This window comes from Candidatus Kapaibacterium sp., from assembly GCA_023957315.1.
GTDB lineage: Bacteria > Bacteroidota > Ignavibacteria > Kapaibacteriales > UBA2268 > PGYU01.
Genome location: JAMLHE010000004.1, coordinates 259437 through 279074, shown reverse-complemented (window position 1 = coordinate 279074; position 19638 = coordinate 259437). Strand labels below are relative to the sequence as shown.

Annotated in this window: 17 protein-coding genes; 6 read left to right on the top strand and 11 right to left on the bottom strand. The window is 38.6% G+C overall.

Annotated elements, in window-relative coordinates:
* The first annotated feature begins 65 nt into the window (after positions 1 to 65).
* From queF to mdh, 3 genes are read left to right on the top strand one after another with little or no spacing between them, the layout of a single operon-like run.
* Positions 66 to 404, top strand: a complete 339-nt coding sequence (gene queF, locus M9949_06405; GenBank protein MCO5251037.1) for a preQ(1) synthase — start codon at positions 66 to 68, stop codon at positions 402 to 404.
* Between the two features lie 3 nt (positions 405 to 407).
* Positions 408 to 836 carry a 6-carboxytetrahydropterin synthase gene (locus M9949_06400; GenBank protein ID MCO5251036.1) on the top strand — a complete coding sequence of 143 codons (429 nt, stop codon included), beginning with the start codon at positions 408 to 410 and terminating at the stop codon, positions 834 to 836.
* 46 nt (positions 837 to 882) lie between these two features.
* Positions 883 to 1821: a malate dehydrogenase gene (mdh, locus tag M9949_06395; protein ID MCO5251035.1), complete on the top strand. Its 939-nt coding sequence runs from the start codon at positions 883 to 885 to the stop codon at positions 1819 to 1821.
* A gap of 63 nt (positions 1822 to 1884) precedes the next feature.
* On the opposite strand, the gene M9949_06390 is transcribed toward mdh, so the two are convergent.
* Complete coding sequence (locus tag M9949_06390) at positions 1885 to 3204, bottom strand: T9SS type A sorting domain-containing protein (protein MCO5251034.1); 1320 nt, start codon at positions 3202 to 3204, stop codon at positions 1885 to 1887.
* Positions 3205 to 4466: 1262 nt separating this feature from the next.
* Positions 4467 to 5138 carry a hypothetical protein gene (locus M9949_06385; GenBank protein ID MCO5251033.1) on the bottom strand — a complete coding sequence of 224 codons (672 nt, stop codon included), beginning with the start codon at positions 5136 to 5138 and terminating at the stop codon, positions 4467 to 4469.
* A gap of 437 nt (positions 5139 to 5575) precedes the next feature.
* Here M9949_06385 and M9949_06380 point away from each other — a divergent pair, with 437 nt between their 5' ends.
* Entirely contained in the window at positions 5576 to 7804 is a 2229-nt protein-coding gene (locus M9949_06380; GenBank protein MCO5251032.1) for a UvrD-helicase domain-containing protein, read from the top strand.
* Here M9949_06380 and M9949_06375 read toward each other — a convergent pair.
* The 9 genes from M9949_06375 to M9949_06335 form a co-directional block, all read right to left on the bottom strand.
* Positions 7801 to 9099: a tetratricopeptide repeat protein gene (locus tag M9949_06375; protein ID MCO5251031.1), complete on the bottom strand. Its 1299-nt coding sequence runs from the start codon at positions 9097 to 9099 to the stop codon at positions 7801 to 7803. The genes M9949_06380 and M9949_06375 overlap by 4 nt on opposite strands.
* A 79-nt stretch (positions 9100 to 9178) precedes the next feature.
* Positions 9179 to 10168 (bottom strand): GTPase ObgE, encoded by a 990-nt coding sequence (gene obgE, locus M9949_06370; protein MCO5251030.1) that lies wholly within the window; start codon positions 10166 to 10168, stop codon positions 9179 to 9181.
* Between the two features lie 3 nt (positions 10169 to 10171).
* Positions 10172 to 11164: a hypothetical protein gene (locus M9949_06365; protein MCO5251029.1), complete on the bottom strand. Its 993-nt coding sequence runs from the start codon at positions 11162 to 11164 to the stop codon at positions 10172 to 10174.
* 58 nt (positions 11165 to 11222) lie between these two features.
* Complete coding sequence (radA, locus tag M9949_06360; GenBank protein ID MCO5251028.1) at positions 11223 to 12581, bottom strand: DNA repair protein RadA; 1359 nt, start codon at positions 12579 to 12581, stop codon at positions 11223 to 11225.
* A 66-nt stretch (positions 12582 to 12647) separates the two neighbouring features.
* A complete protein-coding gene (gene ftsY / locus M9949_06355) occupies positions 12648 to 13700 on the bottom strand; it encodes a signal recognition particle-docking protein FtsY (protein MCO5251027.1) in 1053 nt (350 codons plus the stop codon).
* A 61-nt stretch (positions 13701 to 13761) separates the two neighbouring features.
* Positions 13762 to 14295, bottom strand: a complete 534-nt coding sequence (locus tag M9949_06350; GenBank protein ID MCO5251026.1) for a CDP-alcohol phosphatidyltransferase family protein — start codon at positions 14293 to 14295, stop codon at positions 13762 to 13764.
* Complete coding sequence (locus M9949_06345) at positions 14282 to 15682, bottom strand: sodium:solute symporter family protein (GenBank protein ID MCO5251025.1); 1401 nt, start codon at positions 15680 to 15682, stop codon at positions 14282 to 14284. The genes M9949_06350 and M9949_06345 overlap by 14 nt, the downstream gene beginning before the upstream one ends.
* Entirely contained in the window at positions 15679 to 16608 is a 930-nt protein-coding gene (locus M9949_06340; GenBank protein ID MCO5251024.1) for an NAD-dependent epimerase/dehydratase family protein, read from the bottom strand. The genes M9949_06345 and M9949_06340 overlap by 4 nt, the downstream gene beginning before the upstream one ends.
* 11 nt (positions 16609 to 16619) lie before the next feature.
* Complete coding sequence (locus M9949_06335) at positions 16620 to 17921, bottom strand: thymidine phosphorylase (protein MCO5251023.1); 1302 nt, start codon at positions 17919 to 17921, stop codon at positions 16620 to 16622.
* Positions 17922 to 18032: 111 nt separating this feature from the next.
* On the opposite strand from M9949_06335, the gene M9949_06330 reads away from it, so the two are divergent.
* Positions 18033 to 18803 (top strand): RNA methyltransferase, encoded by a 771-nt coding sequence (locus M9949_06330; GenBank protein ID MCO5251022.1) that lies wholly within the window; start codon positions 18033 to 18035, stop codon positions 18801 to 18803.
* 106 nt (positions 18804 to 18909) lie between these two features.
* Positions 18910 to 19635 carry a glycerol-3-phosphate 1-O-acyltransferase PlsY gene (gene plsY, locus M9949_06325; protein MCO5251021.1) on the top strand — a complete coding sequence of 242 codons (726 nt, stop codon included), beginning with the start codon at positions 18910 to 18912 and terminating at the stop codon, positions 19633 to 19635.
* Positions 19636 to 19638 lie beyond the last annotated feature (3 nt).

Genomic DNA, 19638 nt, shown 5'->3' with positions numbered 1-19638 from the left:
TACAAATTGTGATAAATTTGCTATATATAATATTGCTTAACAAGATTTTATTTATTGGAGTTTACATGACTATTGAAACTTTCGAAAACCCAAACCCAAATCGTAATTACGAAATTACACACGTCAATCCGGAGTTTACTTCAGTTTGCCCTAAGACAGGTTTGCCGGATTTCGGTACAGTGACTATCAAATATATTCCCGATGGGATTTGCTTGGAATTGAAATCATTGAAATACTATTTTCTCGAATTCAGAAGCAAAGGAATCTTTTATGAAGCAGTCACAAACCTTATCCTTGATGAATTGGTTGCAGCTTGCAACCCCAAAGAGATGGAAATCGTGACTGAATGGAAGGCTCGCGGTGGGATGACATCCACCATCAAAGCGAATTACAAAAGGAGTTAAAAATTGGAACTGACGAAAATCGGGAAAGAATATAAGTGGGAAATGAGCCATAGGCTTCCGTTCCACGAAGGTCCTTGCAAAAACATTCACGGGCATACTTATAAATTGATTATCGAATTGGAAGGCACTTTAGTCAACGAGGCTATGGTAGTGGATTATTATGAAATAGACAAGATTTTCAAGCCAATTTTGCAGCAATTAGACCACGCTTTTTTGTGCGACAAAGATGATGTTGAAGTCATAAATTTTCTCAAATCGCAAGGATTCAAACATTATGTCATAGATTATCTGACAACATCCGAGAATATCGTCACATTTTTCCTCGAAATTGCTCGAGAGGAATTCGCATCATTCGACAATCTTCACTCGCTGAAAATCAGAGTTTACGAAACTGAAGATGCTTATGCCGAAAGAGCAGTGAAATTGAAGTAATAACAAGACTTATTTAGTTTACATTTTTATACATTTGGAGAATAAAATGAAAGTTACAGTTATCGGCGCCGGAAACGTAGGCGCAACAGTTGCTCAAATCCTTGCAAACAAAGAATTAGCAAACGATATCTACATGGTGGACATTGATGAAGGAATTGCCAAAGGGAAAGCTTTGGATATGTACGAATCTATGCCAATTTTGCAATCAGACGCCAGAATTCACGGCACTAACGATTATGCTGAAACTGCCGGTTCGCATATCGTAATCATGACTGCGGGATTAGCTCGCAAACCCGGAATGTCCCGTGATGACTTGTTGGTCAAAAATGCCGCAATCGTCTCGTCATGCGTCAGCCAAGCAGTCAAATACTCACCTGATGCGTATTTTATCGTTGTTTCAAACCCACTTGACGTAATGACATACGTAACGCTTCAAGTGACAGGATTGCCCAAACACAAAGTAATCGGCATGGCAGGAATCTTAGATACAGCGCGTTATCGCTCATTTATTTCGATGGCTACGGGCTATTCGATGCGCGACATCCAAGCACTATTGCTCGGCGGTCATGGCGATACAATGGTTCCACTTCCACGCTATACAACAGTTGCCGGAATCCCTGTCACAGAATTGTTATCGAAGGAAAAAATTGACGAAATCGTAAACCGTGCTATCAACGGTGGAATCGAAATCGTGAACTTCTTGAAAACCGGTTCTGCATATTACGCTCCCGGAACAGCCGCAGTCGAAATGGCAGAAGCAATCATCAAAGACCAAAAGCGCATTTTGCCATGTACAGTCTTATTAGACGGCGAATATGGCATTGGCGATGTATGCGTCGGTGTTCCGATTAAAATCGGCAAAGATGGCATTGAAGAAATCATTCAGCTAAAATTGACTTCCGACGAGCAAGCAATGTTCACCAAATCAGCCGAACACGTCAAAGCAACAATCAAACAAGCGATGGAACTAATCAGCAAACAATAGATTATTATATAGCATTTTTTTGGTTCAGATGTGCCACACCTCGGAGGTGTGGCACATCTTTTTTTACATTTTCACAAACATCTGCGTCCTATTGCCGATACGGAGGTAATACACTCCACGAGGCAGAGATTCTACATTCATCCGATGACTGAGAGTCATCGGATGAATTGGTTCGGTAAGAACGCATTCCCCCAATGTATTGTAGATTTTAATTTCTGAACCTTCATCAACCCTACGGTTAACCGTAGGGTTGATATGTGGGGAACTTATCTCAATATATTCACTTGCGGGATTGGGGTGGATGGAATATGGTTGATGTAAAGGTGAATTTTCCTTTATCCCGGAAACGATCGAAGATAATTCTGCCCGTCGAAGGTGCTTAATTTGACCTTGATATTTATATGAAGTAAAAATGTAGTTCTCATAACCATATGTAAATGATGTATGATATTTTTCATTTGCAAGACTACTGTCAATATGCCAAGTATTTCCATTATCATAACTTAGCAAGATTTTACCATAATTTGACCCGACAAATATACAGTTTTCCGTTATTGATATATCATAGAAACCAACTACATCGGATTTTGTTATCTCATCCCATGTAATACCTCTATCACTTGATTTGTATAATCTAGTTCCATTTGATAGATACACATTCTTCATGTGGGAAGCTACTGACTTGATCCATGATGATGAAAAAGTTTTACTCAAACTAAAAGAATCTGATTGAATGTTCGCTTTGTATAATCCATCCGATGCGATAACAAATATTTCGTCTTGATCTATAATTGTGTTTAAAATATTGATTTCTTTGGATACCTTTATCCATGATTCACCCAAATTATCACTCGAATATAATCCCATATTAGTACCAAGATAGAGTTTATCATTGTTTCCAGTTAGACATGTGAATTTTATTTTCGACTCTAAATCAGCACTTCGTAAAATTATGCTCCATTCATCGTCCTTTTGGTTCTTCCTATAGACCCCTTCGGAAAATAGAACAAAAGAAACATCATTGAGTTGGTAATAATCCTTTACATCATGACCGATAAAGCTATAGATTTGCCATTTTAAACCACTATCATTACTTATATGTAAGCCGCTTCGGTTACAAGAGTACATCAAGTTGTTAAAATGTCTGAGTCTGTTTATATTAGTAAAGTCACCAGTATTTTTCCATTCTGTTTCATCCAACTCTCTATAATAAGCTCCTGCACCATTTGTTCCGATAAAAATTTTGTTTTTACTGATAACCATACTCAAAACATCCAAAAATGTTAGATTTGCACTAAGATTTGTGATGTTTTCCAAATTGTCATCAAAACTGAAAAATCCTGCCGACGTTCCGGCATATATACGAGATTCACTGTAATACAATACATTCACATTTTTTTTGCCTAAAGTTTCTTCAAAATGCCATGACCTTCCCCCAATAGAGTGGACATTAGGAAAAGAGATATATAGAAAACTAGTTAGATTTGAGAAAAACGGAGGTCAAAAATGGAAAAAGTAAAGAACATACGACAAAATTTAAAATAAATACTGTAAAACTGATATTAAGCAAACAAAAGCAGAATAAAGATTATCAAGAAGAACTTGATATAAAACAAAAGAAATACCTTGCATCTGGAAGCAACGGTATTTGAAAGATATTTGAAGAGTGCATTGATAAAGGACACCAGCCCTGATTCGAAACACAAGGCTTAAGCGAGAGAATCGAGGTTTTAAAGAGCAGGAACATATTAAAAAAAGCACTCGGCATATTTTCAAAGAATAGAATAAATACTCGCTGTGGAAAAGCACTGCTCAGAATATGCAGTATTGAGAATATGCCGAAGACGTAGAATCTTTATAAATACAAGCAAGGTAAAACAAGCAATCAGATGGTCAAAATTAATTAATAAAGAAATAAAGGAGATATTTGAAAAGAATAACTACAGACTACAGGGTCACTTAAGAATAACCTGGGCATTGCATCAACAAAGAGCATCATGATGAGGTAAGAACAAGGTTGCAAGACTGACGAGAGCAATCTTTAAAATCCGATCGTAGCGAAAATTTAAAAACGCTTCTACCAATTCAAATCATAGTCTTCCGGTGGCTGAGAATCAATTAAAGCAAATTTTTACAGCAATAAAAGCCCAAATAAAGTATGGGCATCCCGGATATAACATATATCTGGACACGGAGAGCTGGCTTTATCTAGTCGTTGTAATTGACATATTTACAAGACAACAGATAATCGGCTAGCAGTTGACTAGATTAATAAGCGTTTGCTGCGATGCGATGAAAGGTCAATGCGGAAAGGAAGCCCAAGCCAAGGATTGATTTTTCCTCAGATGAGGTATTGGCGCCACCAGCAACAGTGCGCAATCTGCTGAAAATAATCATATATCGCAAGTAGCATGAGTAGAAGAAATAACAATAACAGAAACATTTTTCCATACATTAAAAATGGAATTAGTTTACCAAACGATTTAAAACAGAGGTGAAGCTGAAGATGATGATATTGAGTATACAATAAGTATTCTATAGCTGAATATGATTATGGTTTGGATGATATTTATCTGTTAAAATTTGAACAACAATTTTAGTAACAAATAATCTCTTATATTTGTGTACACAAAACTGGGGGAAGATCACCAGCTTTTACAAGAATCGTTACTGTAGTATAATCCTTCACTTGTTCCAGCTATAACTTTAGTACCAAAATATTTGAAATCATTAACAATAAAGCTCTTATCAAATTTTATAATATCCCATTTATCATCTTGGAGCATTTTGTAAATTCCATCTCGTGTAGCGGCGAAAATTTCAGTCCCAATATGAATGTAATTAAAAGCATTAATATCTTTTACACGTCTCATTTCATATTCATCATAACGATTGTAGCTAAATATGCCTTCTGCCGACAAAATTATGAAGTGTGAAGTTCCGGTGATTTTATAACAATCCCAAGGATAACTATAATAATCGGGATAGGATATGTTTCGCACATCAATCCCCCGCTCCTCATACAATCCAGCGTTTGTAGCATAATAAAATCTTTGACTTTCCCAGTCCACCTCAGATTTTGCAATATCCCTTATAATAGTAGTATCATTTCCAACGCGAAAATTGTTTACTCCATAAGTCAAACCATCATTGAAAGTTGCATATAAACTCGGTGTTACACAAAAGTATATTCCGTTATCTAAAATTTTAATTAACTCAACTTTCCCATCAAAAGGTCCATGACAATCATTCCATTCAGCTCTTAATTCTGTGAATAGAAAAGTGATTGTTAAAATGATGCTGAATAATAATTTCATTTTCTTTCTCTTTAATATTTTTTATAAATTGTATAATCCTTATTATAAGAAACACATCAACACGAAATTTATCTCAGGGAATTTGTAAAATTGATGATTAATGTGCTTTGTTTTGTCATTCTGAACGAAGTGAAGAATCCATGCCTTTAATGAAAACTTGATTCTTCGCCTGCGGCTTCAGAATGACCAATTCAATTTGTTTTGTCATTCTGAACGAAGTGAAGAATCCATGCCTTTAATGAAAACTTGATTCTTCGCCTGCGGCTCAGAATGACCAATTCAACTCTTAGCGCCCTTTGCGGTTAAATTGTATTTATCCTGTCCATCCTGAAATCTTGATAATCCTGTTCATGACAATCCCATTTTGTGCAAATCTTGGGCAAAAAGTTTGCCGAATTTGCCTTATATTGCGAGATTGAATTGAATATTAGTTGAAGATGAATAATAGAATTGCAGAAATTACGAAAGGGCTGAATTCGGAGCAGGAAAAAGGCGTTACTTCCATGAATGGTCCGGTGATGATTGTGGCAGGTGCCGGTAGTGGCAAAACACGTGTGTTGACCCATAGGATTGCTTATTTGCTTGAGCACGATGTCTCGCCCGACAAAATTTTAGCCTTGACATTTACGAACAAAGCCGCTAAGGAGATGAAGGAACGGATTTCATCGCTCGTCGCTCCACACCTTGCTGAAAGAGTTTGGGCGGGAACTTTTCATTCGATTTTTGCCCGAATTTTACGCCAAACAGCGTCCAAAATCGGCTATACGAGCGACTTCACTATCTATGATACTGATGATTCGATGGGTGCGGTGAAGCGTGTGATGCAAAATCTTGGCATCTCGAACCAACAAGTCAGCCACCAAGTAGCACGGAACGCAATTTCGAGCGCCAAGAATAAGATGGTGACTCGCAAGGAATACGCTCAGATGGCTACTTCGATTCAAGAAAAGCAATTGGCTTTGATTTACAACGAATACGAAAATTATTTGCAATTGAATAATTCGATGGATTTCGACGATTTGTTGATTAATTTAATCGTGCTGTTGCGTCAAGACCGCGAAGTGTTGGAGCGATACCAAAATCGTTTCAAATATATTTTGGTGGACGAATACCAAGATACTAACCGCCCGCAATATATTGCAATCAAGCTGTTGGCAGAGGCTCACCAAAATATCTGCGTCGTCGGCGATGATGCTCAGAGCATTTATCGTTGGCGCGGTGCAGATATTCAAAATATTCTGCATTTCAAGAAGGATTATCCTTACTCGAAAATCATCAGATTGGAGCAAAATTATCGCTCTTCAAAAACAATTCTCGCAGCGGCAGACTGTATTATCAAGCGTAATAAAAATCAAATCCATAAAACTTTGTGGACTGATAATCCCGAAGGTGAAAAAATTGACTTGCTACGGTGCAACGACGATTTTGACGAAGCGATAAAAATTGCAACTCGAGTGGATATGTTCAGCAGAAACGGCTATTCGCTGAATGATATTGCAGTTTTGTACCGCACAAACGCCCAATCTATGGTGCTCGAAAATGCTTTGCGAAAGTCAAATATTCCTTATATTATCGTAGGTGGAATCTCCTTTTACAAGCGCAAGGAAATCAAGGATGTGCTGGCATATATTCGTTTGTTGGTCAATCCTAAGGACGACGAGGCATATTACCGCATTATAAACGAGCCTCCACGCGGAATCGGTCAGACGACTTTGAAGCACGTACGGCATTTTTCGTCATCAAAGCAAATGTGCTTGAGTGATGCATTTTCACGAATCACCGAGATTGGTGATTTGCAACAAAGGGCAATTATTGCTATTCGGGATTTCGAAGCATTTTTGAATGTTTATCGAGAAAAAATCTCTCATGAAGAAAATCCTGCAAATGTAATAGCGGAATTTATCGACACGACGGGATTGCTCGAGATGTACAAGGAGATGAATACGGAGGAATCCTTGGACCGTTGGAATAATGTGCTGCAAATTTTATCGGATATTAAAAGCTTTTTCAAGACAAATCCTGAATTGACAATTGCTGATTATATCCAACAAATTTCTCTGATGTCGGACATTGACGAGAAGGATTTGAAATCCGGTAGTTTGACTTTGATGACAGTCCACTCTGCAAAGGGTTTAGAGTACCCAATTGTATTTATTTCGGGCATGGAACGCGGGCTTTTCCCATTGCAACGCCAAGACATGCACGAAGAAGAGGAAGAAGAGGAAAGACGTTTATTCTATGTTGGGGTTACTCGAGCCAAAGAAAGACTCTTGTTGACGTATGCTGACCGCAGAGCAAGATTTGGCGATGTAAGCGAGCAATCACCATCGAATTTCTTGAGGGAAATCAATCCGGATTTGATTAATCGTCCCGAATATCGCAAACCTGCAACATCGTTTACAGCCCCTAAGCCAAAGTTATTTGCGAAGAAAGAGGATACTTCGTTTGGAAATTTCAGCCAAATTCCCGAGCAAGATTATTACTCACAAATAGAACCGGTAAATGTGTCGTTCAAAGTTGGCGATATTATCAAGCATCCGCACTTCGGAAAGGGCAAAATCATGCACCTCAGCGGAGTAGGTAAGCAACTCAAAGCTGTAATCAAATTTGATTCAATTGGTAATAAAAATCTAATGCTGGAATATGCAAAATTGGAAAAAATTTAGTCCAATTTGTAATCTTCTCCGATTTTAATTGTTTTGAGTGCTATGTCATATATTTTGCGATAATATCCGAAAGTATCTTCAGGTGCTTGAAAATAGACGAAAATCAGATTATTACCCCAAGCTATTGCATACTCGTACATATTAAATCTCAAATAGTTTTCATCAACTTGCACTGTGGAAAGGTTCAAAATCGTACCGTGGTCGTGCAATTGTTGGTGGCGTTGCCATTGAATAGTATATTCCTTCATATCTTCGTTGCTATAATCAAGACTACCTTTCCAAAAATCAAGAATATCCGATTCGTTCTGAACGTCATATTTCGAACTCATGTTTTTCATAATTCCAACAGTCACACCAATAAGCATTGCTTCTGATTCGAGTGTGATATTTTCAGGAGTGATGAAGAAATTAATCATACCACCGGCTGTATCAGATTCGATTAGATTCCAACCTTCGGGCAAATCCATAAAAAAGTCTTTAGCTGCATTTGAATAAGTAACAAATTTCAAATCTTCAACAGGAGGATATTTTCCATATTTGATATCTTCAACTATAGCTTTGTCTAATTCGGCTTTTGCCGAATCCCCCAGAAAATTATGAATATAAGCCCTATTCATCAAAGCTTCAATATCGGTAGAGTCAAGTTCGATAGCTTTTGTCAAATCACCAATTGCTTTGGTTGGAGCGCCATTTTTGAAATGTGAATTACCGCGATTAAAATAAATTTTGGAATTTACTAAACCCAACTCGATTGTTTTATCATAATCTTCGACAGACTTGGCGTAATCACCAAAATAGTAGTACAATCCCGCACGTTGAAGATACAACTCGGGATTTTTGGGGTCAATTTTGACAGCTTTGTCAAAATCATCAATTGCTTGGTCGAATTCGCCTTTTGAAACGAGTGCAGAGCCCCTATTGATATATGCTTGAGCGAACTTGGGGTCTAATTTGATTGCTACACTAAAATCATCGAACGCCATATCAACATTGCCCATGTAACTATGGCACAGACCTCTGTTATTGTAAGCATCTGCATTTTTCTTGTCTTTATCTATCACCAAGCTAAAATCTGCAAGTGCTTTATCAAATTGGTTAAGATATAAATAAGCCATTCCGCGACGGTAGTAGATTTCGGCATCTTGCTTTCCACCCTTAATTACTTCTGTGTAAAGCTCTAAAGCTTTTTGGAAATCGCCACTAAACATGGCATTGTTGGCTGATTCGTACTTGTCGGCGGCTAAGATTGTAATCGAAAAGAACATAAATGCGATTGCTATTATAACAAATTTCATATTTTTTTAAAAATAATTGTTGTACATACTTAATAGACACTTCAAACTGTAAAACGTCACAATGGTTTGAAGATTTTTTTTACATTTGGCTTAATTCATTCCACATTGCCAATTTTAACTCGGTAGTGTTTGTATGAGCAACCGAAGATATGAGCATCGTTTTTGTGTTTTTCTCTTTAAATTTCAAGGCTTTAAGCTCTTTAATCCTATCTTGGTCAACCATATCAACTTTGCTGATGCAAATTATCCTTTTTTTGAAACTCATTTCAGGATTATATTTTTCAAGTTCTTTTCGTAATATCATATAATCTTTTTCAGGGTGCGGACTGTCTGCAGGAATTAAGAAAACGAGCAATCGGCATCGCTCTACGTGGCGAAGGAACTGTATCCCCAGCCCTTTGCCGTCTGCAGCACCTTCTATCAAACCCGGAATATCAGCAATTGTGAAGTTTTGCCCGACCTCAATACTTGCTATCCCAAGATTTGGGACAAGCGTTGTAAACGGATAATCGGCTATCTTAGGTCTGGCAGATGACAAAACGGAAATTAAGGTAGATTTGCCGGCATTTGGAAATCCTACAAGCCCAACGTCAGCGAGCAATTTAAGTTCTAAAATCACTTCCATTTCAAGTCCCGGTTGCCCGGGATTTGCTCTGCGAGGTGCTCGATTGGTCGCAGTAGCATACATCGCATTGCCCCAGCCTCCATTGCCACCGCGAGCGAGTACAAATTCGTCATCAGGCTCGGACAAATCAGCAATGATATTGCCGTCAATGTCCTTGATTTCAGTTCCAAGTGGTACTTTGATAATTATATCCTTACCATCACGACCGGTTTTGCGTGATTTGCCACCATGAGCGCCATTTGAGGCAAGAAATTCTCTTTTGAATTTAAAATCAACAAGCGTATTGCTATGAGGGTCCACCTTGAAAACTACGTCTCCGCCTTTGCCGCCATTACCACCGTCAGGACCGCCCTTGGGTACAAATTTTTCAGTCCTAAAACTAAGATGCCCGTCGCCACCGTCACCTGCTTTTACAAAAATTGCTGCTATATCTATAAATTTCATTTTTTATTCCATTTTATCAGTTTGTTCTATTTCATCAGTTTTATCCGAATCTACAATATAAAAATCATCCGCTGTATCAATTTGTTCTATGTGGTTAAGATAAAAATCTTCATCTGCTTCCGAGCTTATTTCGGTAACTTCTTCTTTGGATTCGAGAATCAAGTCATTATTCTCCAATCCCGGGAAATCTACATCTTCGTTTTCGTCAAAAATGGATTCTATTGGTTCAACATTACCATCTTCAACTTTGCTCATTTGAATTGCTAATTGTTCCTTGCTAATCAAGTCCGATTCGATATAATCTTCTTCAATTAGTTCAATTGCCAAATACAAGCCTTTATCACGCAAAATTTCGTTTATCAAATTTACTTGAATTTTCTGCGGCTCGCCATCTCCAAAAATTTCAAATATTGGAGCTAAAAATTCTACAAATTCCTCAATGGAATTATCTTTGTGAAACTGTTCGTCCAAGGCTCTAATCATTTTTGTAAATTGGGCGGCGCTTATAATTGCCGTCATGTCTTTCGCAGACAGTTCTTCATATTCTGTTATCGAATAATACAAAATGTGTACGTGATATTGCGAAAACAATTGAAGCCCCAATAATATATCGAAGGTCATTTTTGTCGCATCACCTCTGAAAATGACGCTTTCGAGTGTTTCGAGAGGTTTCAACAAATAATTAAACTTCAATTCGACAGCTTGCTCTATCAGCGTTCGAGCAGAATCATTGCTGATTAGACAATTTTCGATGAAAAAGTTGCAAAATTTGTCATAACTTTCGAGAGTCAAATCGTAATGCAAGAACCCGTCAGATAATAATTCAAATTTTACAAATTCATTGAAAATAAGACGTTTAGTTTCGTTTTTGACAAAATTATTTACAAAATCATCACCGAAATCGAACCCTAACAAATACGAAAGTTCATATTTGTCTGCTACCGGTAATAAATCGAGCAATTCGCTCTGTTTTTCTTCAATTATATCATCAATCATAAAAATATCGAATATTATTCCAAAAATGTCAACTCTAATTAAGCAAGATAAATCAATTTCACGAATTGAGCAAAATCTTTGACAAAGCAAGGGAAATTCTGTCCACCCATTCTATTTCAAAATCATATTTAGAAATCAGCTTGTCGTAGTTCTGCTTTGGTATTACGGCGCTACTGAAGCCAAGTTTTTCGGACTCTTTGAGCCTTTGTTCGATTCGGGCTACCGGACGAACTTCGCCGGTCAAACCAATTTCTCCAATCAGCACTCGCGAACGGTCAAGCGGCGAATCCTTGAATGAACTTACGATTGCTGCGGCAATTCCCAAATCTACCGATGGGTCGTTCAGATAAATTCCACCTGCCACATTTACAAAAACGTCATACTGCCGGAATTGCATTCCAAGCCTTTTTTCCAACACAGCCAAAATCATTTGCAGTCGTCGCAAATCGAAGCCATTGGAACTGCGCTGAGGCACTCCATAGCTTGTGGATGTGACCAATGCCTGAACTTCAATCAGCAGTGGTCGCGAGCCTTCGAGCGTAGTCACAACTGCTACTCCGGGTTCGTTTACGTGGCTTGACGAGAGAAACACCTCCGATGGATTCAGCACTTCGTGCAGCCCGTCATCACGCATTTCAAAAATGCCTATTTCATTTGTCGATCCAAATCTATTTTTGAGAGCTCTTAAAATTCTGAACGAATAATTTTTCTCGCCTTCAAATTGCAATACCGTGTCAACTGTGTGTTCGAGCACCTTTGGACCGGCAATAAAACCATCTTTTGTTACATGACCAACGATAAAAATTGATTTCCCCGATTGCTTTGCAATGTTCATCAATTCGGCGGTACACTCGCGAACTTGCGAAATACTGCCCGGTGATGCATCAATTTTGTCTGTATAAACAGATTGAATCGAATCAATCACAATAATTTCACATTCAGACGCTTTGATGTGGGGAACAATATTTTCCAGATTATTCTCGGCAATAAGCAGCAAATCTTCGTTAATATCCTTCATCCTCATCGCTCTGTGCTTGATTTGCTTGAGCGATTCTTCACCTGAGATATACAAAGCTGAATTGCTTTTCAATCTTCCGCATGTTTGGAGCAAAAGTGTTGATTTGCCGATACCCGGGTCGCCTCCAACCAAAATTAAGGAGCCGGGCATAATACCGCCACCGAGAACTCTGTCAAATTCGACAATATCGGTTTTGATTCTGTGGTCGCTTTTGGTCTCGATTTCCGAAAGTCTCTGAGGGGTCGAAGAATTTGAAATCCGTTCTTTTTTTGTGACAGATTGGCTCTCTTCGACTGTTTCGAGCAATGTATTCCAAGCACCGCAATTTGAGCATCTTCCTGCCCATCGCGGAGTTTTGGCGCCACAGTCGCTACATTCGAATATTATCTTTTTTTTCAATTATGCTCGGAAATTTTTTATTACTTGGCTCATTGACAGCATCAAATTTGATACTTTTGTCAATTTCTAATCATCCTCTTCGAGGTCTTCTTCTCTGATTCCAAAAATGGCTTCGGTAAAATAAGTCGGATTGAACACTTGCAAATCGTCAATTTTTTCGCCTACGCCGATGTATCTTACCGGAATTTTTAATTCGTTTGCAATTGGAATTACAACGCCACCTTTGGCAGTTCCATCAAGTTTGGTCAGAACTATGCCCGTTACCTTTGAAACTTTGGAAAATTCCTTAGCTTGTTGGATAGCATTTTGTCCTGTTGTTGCATCGAGAACAAGAAACACATCATCCGGTGAATCCGCTTTTAATTTGCCGAGAACACGAGTGATTTTTTCTAATTCTTGCATCAAATTTAATTTGTTGTGCAATCTGCCCGCAGTATCAATTATTACGACATCGAAATCATTTTCTTTAGCTTTTTTAAGAGTTTCAAATGCTACTGAAGCCGGGTCTGAACCTTGAGCATGTTGAACGATTTCTACTCCTGCACGCTCAGCCCAAATTTCGAGTTGCTCGTTAGCGGCGGCTCTGAATGTATCTGCAGCACCGATGATTACTTTTTTGCCTGCATTTTTGTAATTATATGCCAATTTTCCGATTGTAGTCGTTTTGCCGACGCCATTTACACCAATCACAAGAATCGTATGTGGGCGCTTTGAGGCATCAATTTCAAAAATTGCATCATTATTTGCTGATGAAGAAAGCAAAAGCAATTCGTGAATTTCTTCTTTGAGCAAGGTATAGAGCTCTTCTGAATTTTCGTAGCCCTCTTTTTTGACGCGAGCGCGTAGTTTGCTTATGATTTGTTCGGATGTAGTGACGCCTATATCGGACGTGATGAGGATTTCCTCAACTTCGTCCAACAATTTTTCGTCAATTTTTCTACCAACGCCAAGAACACTTTTGAATTTATCAAGAAAAGTTTTACGGGTTTTGTCAAGTCCTGTCTTAACTTTATCAAGTTTGAGAGCAGTTCCGGCTTGTGTAATAACGGAATTAACTTTTTCGGAGACTTTATCAACTTGTGTGTTAAACTTATCTTTAAGTTTTGAAAAGAAGCTCATAACTGATTTATCTAAATTTTGTAAATAATAGGACTACAAATATACTTAATTGCTAATAAAATTAAGAATTTAGTTTTTGATTTCCCTTATTATTCAGAGCTTGAATCCACCTGATTTGATAGAGTGCGAAAGAATAAATCATTGCAGCTAAACATAGATAATATCCATATCGCGAAGCGAAATCTATACCAAGCAAAACAGCCAAAATCGTTACGAGCATGAGTACAAATGTGACCTTACCCTCGAAATTGGATGCCATGACATAATTCAGCTTACTTTTGGCGTATAAGCCTCCGGTCAGTATCAGGGTATCACGAACGGCAAAAGCCACGAGAAACCACAATGGCATAATTCCGGCGATTACCATCGCAACGGCAAAGAGGAATAGGAATACTTTATCACCAATCGGGTCGAGTATTTTGCCCATTTCGGTGATTGTATTTGTTTTTCGGGCTATATATCCATCTAAAAAGTCTGTCAATCCCGCAATAACACCAACTATCATTGCTGCTGTGTAGTACCCTTCCAGAATCAAATACATTGCAGGCAATGCCATAATAATTCTTGAAATGCTTAGAATATTAGACAAGTTCATAATTTTTTCTATTAATCGCCAAAAATATTATTGCTAAAATAACACTTAAAATAATTCCCGGAAACATTGGTTCGATATTGCTTAATATTTCTATGCCAAATCCGGGTATAATCATCCAAAGTAATGAGATTGATGATGCAAGAATCATTATGATGATTGCCTGTCGGGAATTGATTTTCAGGGGTTTTATCATTGTCAATGTCAGAGGTACAATCAATCCCGGCACAGTCACAGATGCAGTTTTGTAAATAATTTCGACTGCCGATGGTATTGCTATTGCTACTGTCACTCCGGCAATTGACGTCAGTATCAAACCAACTTTGGTTAATTTGTCGGCGGCAATGTGTTTGAGACCCTTGAATTTTTTTAGTATGTCATTGCCGATTGTAGTGGCACTTATGAAAGCATAGCTATCCAGCGTTGACATTACTGCCGATAGCATCGAAATCACAAAAATTCCTTTCCAAATTGGTGGCAACACGAGTTCACCCAGAACCGGAAATGCCATCAGAGCATTGTCCGGAGATGTGAAAGCACGAGCATAAAGCCCTGTGAACAAGGTCAGGAAGTCGAAAATCGCCCAAAAGACAACGGAAATTAGAATGCCATTTCGGGCTGTTTTGCTATTTGTGGCAGCGCTGCATCGTTGATGGAATCCCGGGTCAACAAAAGTTTGCAACGCAATTATAAACCATACCGCAATATATTGCCAACTCAAAGTTCCGGTAGCTGTAGTATGTTTATCAGGCAAAAGCGTCGTCATTTCCGAAATCGAACCAAGTGTCAGAATCGAAAAAATAAGCAATGCGGCAAATCCGATATACATGAATACAAATTGTATGGCATTTGTATAAACGTCGGCTTTGAATCCGCCTGTGAAAAGATAGGCTATTGATGCAATCGAACCAATAATAATCGAAATCCATAGTTCAAATCCCGTGAACAATTGGATTAGAATCCCAAGCATAAGGATGTATGCCGATGGAACGGTGATGAACAAAATTATTATGGAGGAGATTACACCTGCTGTCCCGTTGTAATTTCTCCTGATCTGGTCAGGAATCGTCATCACGTTTGCATCGCGAATCTTTCCGGCAAAAAATATTGCAAACAGAACCGCTGCGACGTAATAAGGCAAGCCGAAACAAACCCAAGCCACCACACCGGAGTTAAAAACAAATTCGCCAACACCGAGTATGCTGCCGTACCAAGTTGCAACAAGAGTAGCGATGAAAAATGGTAAAGTCAGGCGGCGTCCGGCAAGAATATATTCCTCGGGCGAGTTGCCGTACTTTTTTTCTTTGCGAGATGCAATTACAAAACCTACATAAAGCACTATTGCAAAATAGGCAATGACGATTACCAAATCCGCAATTGTTAGAGTCATTTGCTTAGAACGTTCTTTTGGAAATATTCAACTGTAAGTCTTAGCCCCATATCCAAATCAATATCCGGTGACCAGCCGAGTTCACGCTTGATTTTATCATATGAGCAGCAGCTGCGTCTTTGCTCGCCCTGTTTGCCTTCGAGATGTGCACGCTCGCATTTGGCTTCAGTAATACTTTTGATTTTATCAAAAACTTCGTTCACGTTTACTTCGATTGCTGTGCTGATGTTGTAAACCCCTTTATAGGCATCGCTGAGTGCCAGCACATTAGCTTTGACAACATCGCTCACAAAAACGTAATCGCGAGTATTGAGACCATCGCCATAAATATAGGGTTGCTCGCCTTGGAGCATCTTCCCGATGAAGATAGCCACCACACCTGCTTCGCCTTGAGCATTTTGACGAGGACCGTAAACATTGGAATATCGTAAAATGGCTGTTTCGATTTTACGAACTTCCGAATAATAATACAAATATTTCTCGTTCGCATATTTTGAAATGCCGTATGGTGAGCATGGTTTGGGCGTGTAATCCTCGCTTGTGGGGAGTATATCAGCCTCGCCGTACACTGCGCCACCTGTCGAGGCAAAAATTATCTTTTTCACACCCGTTGCTACAGCAGCTTCATAGACATTTATACTGCCGATAATGTTCACACCTGCGTCATATGCCGGATTGCCGACTGATACGCGGACATCCATTTGAGCCGCATGATGATTGACAATATCGAATTGCTCAAGCTCGAAGATACGTCGAATTTCGGGAGTACGGATGTCAATTTCGTGAAATTTAGCTTTTGGATTGACATTTTCCAATTTTCCTGTGGAAAGATTATCAAAAATATGTACCTCATGACCAAGAGCAATGTATTCGTCAGCAATATTAGAAGCTATAAATCCGGCTCCGCCGGTAAGTGCAATTTTCATTTTGTTCCTTGTTAATTATACCAATCATCAATTATTAATTTTGGTATCAAAATCTCATCGTTCTCCTTAATTACAATGCAAAATTTCAATAATTCTGCTGCATCTGCAAATTTTGTACTGTCTGACGCATATAAGACGGCGATAGTTTCATCTTTTGACACTTTGTCGCCAATCTTTTTCCTAAGTTCAATTCCAGCCGCATAGTCAATCTTGTCATAGACGTTCTGTCTGCCGGCACCAAGCATAATTCCGACAATACCGACGTTTATCGTATCAACTTGACTTACATAGCCGTCAACGTCGGATTTAATCTCGAATGTTGGCGTATTTAGAAAATTATTTCTCGAAATTTCTAAGTTGCCGCCTTGTGATTCGACCATTTTCAAGAAATTTTTGTAAGCTTGTCCGCTTTTTAGAATCTCCTTATTTTTGGTATGAATATCATCAACATTATCGTTTATTCCCGATGCCAAGACCATCGAATCTGCCAATTTCAAGGTTAACTCTTCGATATCCGGCGGAATATTTCCTTTAAGCGATTCAATCGTTTCTTCAATTTCGAGCCAATTTCCGATTGCATATCCAAGTGGTTGCTCCATCGAACTGAAAATAATTCTCATTTTAAGCCCGATATCCGAAGCGACTGCCAACATTGATTCCGCAAGTTGCTTGGCTTCATCTATGTCTTGCATGAATGCACCATTGCCCGTTTTCATGTCAATCACCAATCCGTCCAAATCTTCGACTAATTTTTTGCTCATAATGGAAGCTGTAATCAGCCCGACAGATTCTACGTTACCCGTTACGTCTCGGATATGATACAAAATCCCGTCTGCAGGAGCAATTTGGGGCGTTTGAGATGTCATAAATGCATTATTCTGGAGTAGCAATTTCCTGCATTCGTCATAATCAAGTTGCATATTGAAACCGTCTATAGACTCCAATTTATCAACCGTTCCGCCTGTATGACCAAGCCCTCGACCGGAAATCATAGGAACGGCAATTCCGGCTGACATGCAAATCGGTACGAGCAATAATGAAATTTTATCGCCAACACCGCCGGTAGAATGCTTGTCAATTTTTGGTAATTTTATATCCGAAAAATCGAATTTCATACCCGAATCCCGCATTGCGAAAGTCATTGCGGCTGTTTCGTCGCGATTCAAACCATGAATACATGCAGAAGTCAAAAAAGCTGCAGCCTGAATATCGGAAACATAATTATTTATCAAACCCCGAATGAAGTACCGAATTTCCTCTGCGGTCAGGTTATATCCTTCTCTTTTCTTTTTTAGTAGCTCCGAAATCAGCATTTTTTCAATTTTTTTTTAAGAAAATAAAATTAGTTTATTGTTATTAGCAATATGTTTTGTAATTTATATTTTGTTAATTTGTATAAATATAATTTCAAATTTAGTAAAATAATGATGCACTACGCAATGCCAATTTCGCAAAGACTTAAAAAACTTATTAAGTCATTGCACCAAAAGCCATTTAGAGACCAGAACGGTTTATTTTTAGTCGAAGGCGAAAAGTTAGCCAACGAATTACTAATAAGCGATTTTCACCCGGAGCTTATTGTTGTTAAAGATGCACCGTCATCTGACATCATAGATTGCATCGAACAATTCTCCGAAAAAGGGACACCAATTTATACTGCTCCTAAGCACCAATTCGACCAAATTTGCGATACGAAAACGCCGCAAAATGTTTTGGCAGTCGTAAATATTAAACATAGAGAAGTGCTAAAAAATGAGCCTTTCATTGCTTTGGACGGTATATCCGACCCGGGTAATGTTGGGACAATAATCCGAACTGCTGATTGGTTCGGCTTCAAACAGGTGATACTTGGAAAGGATTGTGCTGATGTTTTCAATCCCAAAACCGTTCGCGGAACGATGGGCGCGATTTTCAAGACACATTTGATTTACGAGCCGGAGCTGGCGGAATACTTGAAAGAGACTTTCCCCAAACATAAAATATATGGTGCTTCCGCTAAAGCAGATACTGCTCTACAAAGCATCAAACCCAAGAAGTTGTATGGTATTGTCCTGGGTAGCGAATCCCACGGCATAAGCGAACAGACTATCGAAATACTTGATGGCGAATTCAAAATCGAAGGCAAAGGTCGTACAGAATCGCTTAATGTTGCAGTTGCAGCATCTATAGCGATGTACCACCTATCAAATTTCTAAGCTATTTCATACGTCTATATTCTATATGATAATTTTTCAGTAATTTTGTATTACTGAAGAGTAATTAGGTTTTTTTGATACAACATATTAAAACATAAGATAAATCATGAATGAAATTCTGAGTATTGCTGTCATAATCATATTGAGCTACTTTGTAGGTTCGATTCCGACCGGTGTTATCGTGAGTAAGCTGTTTTTCGGTTTCGACTTGCGTATCAAAGGTAGTGGCAATATGGGTTCGACGAACGCTTTCCGTACTTTGGGATGGAAATGGGGTTTGTTTGTCCAAATTTTTGACCTTGCCAAAGGATTCATTGCAGTAGCAGTGATTGCCGGGATTTTAGGCAAAGGGATATCAATACCAAATGCCACATTCTTCGAGGATTTGACTATCATTAAAATGATTGCCGGTGTCACGGCAGTCTGTGGACATATTTGGTCAGTTTTTGTCGGATTCAAAGGTGGCAAAGGTGTCAATACTGCAGCCGGAATGTTGATAGGGCTTGTACCGGTGGACGTTACGATTGCAGCCGCAGCTTTCATTCTTGCAGTTGTTTTCTCGGGTTATGTCTCATTGGGTTCGATTGTCGCTGCGTTTTCAATTCCATCTTCAATGCTTGTGCGTTATAATATTTTTGGTGCAAATATCGAAGGTTACCACCTTCTAATATATTTTTCCTTAGGATTAATGATGTTAGTGATTTACACTCACCGTGCAAATATTAAAAGATTGATTAAGGGAACAGAGAATAGATTTTCAAAATTGCATCTGATTAGGTTGAAACATAGAGAAAATAAACCAATCACTAAAAATAACGAAAGTGAAAAATGAATT